The 4,431-nt window shown below is 76.2% G+C and carries 3 protein-coding genes and 2 pseudogenes; all 5 read left to right on the forward strand.

Translation table 11 applies throughout. The annotated features are described in order from the left end of the window. Window positions 1–147 precede the first annotated feature (147 nt). Window positions 148–691 (forward strand): annotated as a pseudogene (locus tag JNW87_RS41070) (glycosyltransferase family 9 protein); the annotation flags it as partial. Window positions 692–738: 47 nt separating this feature from the next. Further along, window positions 739–1,725: a glycosyltransferase gene (locus tag JNW87_RS35285; RefSeq protein ID WP_109805537.1), complete on the forward strand. Its 987-nt coding sequence runs from the start codon at window positions 739–741 to the stop codon at window positions 1,723–1,725. Next, on the forward strand, window positions 1,710–2,927 hold the full coding sequence (locus tag JNW87_RS35290) for a glycosyltransferase (RefSeq protein ID WP_238455186.1): 1,218 nt from the start codon (window positions 1,710–1,712) through the stop codon (window positions 2,925–2,927). Before JNW87_RS35285 ends, JNW87_RS35290 begins: the two co-directional genes overlap by 16 nt. Beyond that, complete coding sequence (locus tag JNW87_RS35295; protein ID WP_309234142.1) at window positions 2,927–3,652, forward strand: SIS domain-containing protein; 726 nt, start codon at window positions 2,927–2,929, stop codon at window positions 3,650–3,652. The genes JNW87_RS35290 and JNW87_RS35295 overlap by 1 nt, the downstream gene beginning before the upstream one ends. Window positions 3,653–3,860: 208 nt before the next feature. Next, window positions 3,861–4,431, forward strand: a pseudogene (locus tag JNW87_RS35300) (D-beta-D-heptose 1-phosphate adenosyltransferase); the annotation flags it as partial.

The following is a 4,431-nucleotide window of genomic DNA, read 5'->3' on the forward strand; positions in this document are numbered from 1 at the left end:
CCCGCACGCCGCGTCGCCGGCTTGGCGGTGCCCGATGACGATCACGACGAGGGCGTTGACCGACTCGACGGCCTCCGCGCTGTAGTCGGCGCCGCACGGGGGTCACCGGCAGCGCCGGCTCCGGCGTCGCGACGGCCGCCGCCGGTACCGGTCGGGCGGGTGCGCTCACGGCCGCCGACCCAGCGGCGGAACCGGCGTCGCGCGACTACGTCGTGGTCCATCCCGGCTCGTCCGTGCCGGCCCGGGCCTGCCCGGCCGACCGCTGCAGCGACATCATCGCCGCCCTCGTTGCCGACGGGCACCGGGTGGTCGTCACCGGTGGACCCGACGAGCGGGAGCTCACCGCCCGGGTCGCGGCCCGCGGCGGCATCGACCTCGGCGGCGCGACCGACCTGGCCGGGCTCGCCCGGATCCTCACCGGGGCCCGCTGCCTGGTGGTCGGCAACACCGGCCCGGCGCACCTGGCGGCGGCCGTCGGCACCCCGGTGGTCAGCCTCTTCGCCCCAACCGTCCCCTTTGGACAGTGGGGCCCCTACCGGGTGCCCACCGTCCGGCTCGGCGACGCCGGGGCCGCCTACCGGGACACCCGGGCGGCGGTCTGCCCGGTCGCCGGGCACCCCTGCCTGACCGGCGTCGACCCGGCGAGGTGGCCGCGGCCGTCCGCCTCCTCGCACCGCCCGCGCCCACCTGAGCCCCTGTCCGTCCCGGCCCCCGACCAGCCCGATCGCGAGGAGAGGCATGAACGTCCTGCTCTGGCACGTGCACGGCTCCTGGACCACGTCCTTCGTGCACGGGAAACACCGGTACCTGGTGCCGGTCACCCCCGACCGGGGCCCGTACGGCCTGGGCCGGGCGCGAACCTATCCGTGGCCCGACAGCGCGGTGGAGGTGACCCCGCAGGAGCTGGGCCGGGCGGACGTGGACGTGGTGATCCTGCAACGGCCGCAGGAGCTGGAGCTGACCGAGCAGTGGCTGGGCCGCCGGCCGGGGCGGGACCTACCGGCGATCTACGTCGAGCACAACACCCCCAAGGGCGACGTGCCCAACACCCGCCACCCGATGGCCGACCGGGACGACCTGCTGCTCACCCACGTGACCCACTTCAACGAACTGTTCTGGGACAACGGCGGCACCCGCACGGCGGTGATCGAGCACGGCATCGTCCCGCCCCGGGTGGAGTGGACCGGCGACCTCGACCGGCTCGCGGTGGTCACCAACGAGCCGGTCCGCCGCTGGCGGGTCACCGGCACCGACCTGATGCCCCGGTTCGCGGCAGTCGCCCCGCTGGACGTGTTCGGCATGGGGGTGGCCGGACTGCCGGAGGCGCTCACCGCGGCCGGCGCCGCCCTCGCCCACCCGGTCACCGGGCACGAGGACCTGCCGCAGGACCGGATGCACGCGGCGGTCGCCCGCCGGCGGGCGTACCTGCACCTGTGCCGGTGGACCTCGCTGGGGCTGAGCCTCATCGAGGCCATGACGATCGGCATGCCGGTGGTCGCGCTCGCCACCACCGAGGCGGTGGACGCCGTACCGCCCGACGCGGCGGTGCTGTCCACCCGGGTCGACACGCTGGTGGAGGCGGCCCGCTGGCTCGCCGAGGACCGCGACGCGGCGTACCGGCTGGGGGCGCGGGCGCGCGAGGTGACGCAGAACCGCTTCGGGCTCGACCGGTTTCTCACTGACTGGGACCGGCTGATGGAGGAGGAAACATGCGCATCGCGATGATCTCGGAGCACGCCAGCCCGCTCGCCGTCCTCGGCGAGGAGGACGCCGGCGGTCAGAACACCCACGTGGCGGAACTCGCGGCCGCGCTGGTCGGCGAGGGGCACGACGTCCGCGTCTACACCCGCCGGGACTCCACCACGCTGCCCGAGTCGGTGTCCACACCGGGCGGTTACCAGGTCTGCCACGTGCCGGCCGGGCCGGCGCGGCGGGTGCCCAAGGACGAGCTGCTGCCGTACATGGGGGAGTTCGGCGGCTGGCTCGAAGACCGGTGGCGGCACGGGGACTGGACGCCCGACGTCGCGCACGCGCACTTCTGGATGAGCGGCCTGGCCACCGTGCACGCCGGCCGGCGTACCGGGGTGCCGACCGTGCTGACGTACCACGCGCTCGGCACGGTGAAACGACGGCACCAGGGCGGCCGGGACACCAGTCCACCAGGGCGGGTCGGCTACGAACGCGCGCTGGGCCGGGCCGTCGACCGGGTCGTCGTACAGTGCGCGGACGAGGTCGCCGAGCTGGTCCGGATGGGGGTGCCCCGGTCCCGGATGGCGCTGGTGCCCTCCGGCGTCAACCAGGACGTGTTCCGCCCGGACGGCCCGGTCGCCCCGCACGACCCGGCCCGGCCGCGGATCCTCACCGTCGGCCGGATGGTGGAACGCAAGGGCTTCCTCGATGTGGTCCGGGCGCTGCCGGCCGTGCCGGACGCCGAGTGCGTGGTGGTCGGCGGGCCACCGGCCGAGCTGCTCCCCGCCGACTCCTTCGCCCGCCGGCTGTCCGCCCTCTCCGAGTCCTGCGGCGTCGCCGACCGGGTCGAGCTGGTCGGCGGCGTGCCCCGCGAGGAGATGGCCTCCTGGTACCGCTCGGCCGACGTGCTGGTCGCCGCCCCCTGGTACGAGCCGTTCGGGCTCACCCCGCTGGAGGGCATGGCCTGCGGGGTGCCGGTGATCGGCACCGACGTGGGCGGCATCGCCGACACCGTCGTCGACGGGCTCACCGGCGACCTGGTCCCGCCGCGCGACCCCCGCGCCCTGGGGGCCGCAGTCCGCCGGCTGCTGGCCGACAAGGTCCGCCGCTTCGCGTACGCCACGGCGGCGCTGGACCGGATCCGCAGCCGGTACTCGTGGAAGCGCTGCGCCGAGCAGCTCGGCGCGGTCTACGCCGCGGTGGCCACGGTCGCCCGTCCCGCCCGGGCGGTGGCCTGATGACCCAGCTCTCCACCCTCGACGCGCACCTGTCCGGGCTCGCCGCAACGCTGCTGCCGTACCGCCGGCAGGCCGAGCGGCTGGCCGACTGGGGCACCGAGCTGGCCTGGACGCTGGCCCGGGGCGGGCGGCTGCTGGTGGCGGGCAACGGGGGCAGCGCCGCCGAGGCCCAACACCTTACCGCCGAACTCGTCGGCAAACTCCGCGACGACCGCGAACCCCTCTCCGCCATCGCCCTGCACGCCGAGACCAGCGCCCTCACCGCCATCGGCAACGACTACGGCTACCACGAGGTCTTCGCCCGCCAGGTCCGCGCCCACGGCCGACCCGACGACATCCTCCTGCTCATGTCCACCAGCGGCACCAGCACCAACCTCCTCACCGCCGCCCACACCGCACGCGACACCGGCCTGCGCTGCTGGGCCTTCACCGGCCCCACCCCCAACCCCCTCGCCGAGCTGTGCCACGACGTGCTGGCGGTGCCCTCGCCGGACAGCCAGGTGGTGCAGGAGCTGCACCTGGTCTCCACCCACCTGCTCTGCGAGTACGTCGACCAGGCCCTGCCGCTGGTCCGCCAGCTCCCGACGATGTCCACGCGGCGCCCCGGACGGCGACCTTCGCCCCGTGGCGCGGGCGAGACGGCGCGGACCGGAACGGGCGGGACGGCGCGGAGCGCGGCGGGCGGGACGGCGCGGACCGGAACGGGCGGGACGGCCGCATCCTGACCGGGGTCGCCCCCGGCCTGCCGACGCACGGGCTCAACGGCCACGGAAGCAACGGACAGGGCCCGGACGCCCCCGGCGCGAACGGCCACCCGTCCCACGGCCTCGGACCGAACGGACCCGGACCGAACGGACCCGGACCGAACGGACCCGAGCTGGACGGCCACGGCCGCAACGGGCACGGGTCCACCGGCACCGGGTGGGCGGAGTCGTGAGCGGCCCGCTGGTGGTGGTCGGCGATGCGCTGCTGGACCGGGACGTCGCGGGAGCGGTCAACCGGGTCTGCCCGGACGCGCCCGTACCGGTGCTGGACGAGCGCGTCACCACCGACCGGCCCGGCGGCGCCGGCCTGGCCGCGCTGCTCGCGGCCGCCCAGGACACCGAGGTCGCGCTGGTCACCGCGCTCGCCGACGACGCCGGCGGGGCGCGGCTGGCCGACCTGCTCGCCGAGGCCGGGATCGAGGTCTACCCGATGCACCTGCCCGGGGCGACCACCGAGAAGATCCGGTTGCGGGCCGGCGGGCAGACCCTGCTGCGGCTGGACCGGGGCGGCGACCCGCAACCGCCGGGCGAGCCACCCCCGGCCGCGCTGGACGTGCTCACCCGCGCCCGGGCCATCCTGGTCAGCGACTACGGGCGCGGGCTGGTCCGGCAGCCGACGCTGCGGGCGGCGCTGGCCGAGGCGTCCGCCACGGTCGTCTGGGATCCGCACCCACGCGGCCCGGCCGCCGTGGCCGGGGCCCGGCTGGCCACCCCCAACGTCGCCGAGCTGCGGCAGCTCA

The organism is Micromonospora sp. ATA51, assembly GCF_016802855.1.
Lineage (GTDB): Bacteria > Actinomycetota > Actinomycetes > Mycobacteriales > Micromonosporaceae > Micromonospora > Micromonospora sicca.